General features: G+C 62.4%; 1 protein-coding gene. It reads right to left on the bottom strand.

What is annotated here, in order from left to right; translation table 11 throughout:
• Positions 1–588 (bottom strand): arsenical pump-driving ATPase GET3 (locus AUR66_RS16325; RefSeq protein ID WP_231727938.1); only part of this gene is annotated, 588 nt, incomplete at both ends.

Here is a 588-nt window from a genome sequence, read left to right as displayed (position 1 = left end):
TAGAGGACGCCACCGACGTCCGAGAGCAGTTCGAGACCCGCGATTTCTCCGGGCTGGAGTGGGTACGTCGCGAGCGCCTGGCGCTCGAATGTCGACTCCACGCGGTCGATGACGGCCTGTTCGTCCGCACGCTTGCCCTCGAAGAACGGGTCGTCGCACACTGACTCCGGCAGGTAGCCGTTGACGACGAGGAGTTGCGATTCGATGCCGAGTTCAGCGAGGTCGCTCGCACTCCGCTCTATCTCGTCGATCGACGACGACTCAGGTTTCCCGACGAACGCGAACGACGTCCGGGACTCATCAGAGAGCGTGTCGATGGCCCGCTCGTAGTCCGCTTTCTTGTCGTCCATCGACGCCGCGGGTCCAATGCACGTCGAACCGCCCTTCTCGAGTTCCGCGTTCCAGTCGGACGGCAGTTCCATCAACCGAATGGTGTGTCCGGTGGGTGCGGTATCGAAGACGACGACGTCGTACTCGGGACTGTCCATGAAGTCGACGAAGTTGTCGAACGCCGCGATCTCCTCGACGCACGGACTGTTGAGCTGCTCTTCGACAGTCTCGATCTCCTCGTCGTCGAGGAGTGCCCGC

Origin of the sequence: Haloferax profundi (assembly GCF_001469865.1) — an archaeon.
Classification (GTDB): Archaea; Halobacteriota; Halobacteria; order Halobacteriales; family Haloferacaceae; genus Haloferax; species Haloferax profundi.
This window is presented reverse-complemented; position numbering and strand designations above follow the sequence as displayed.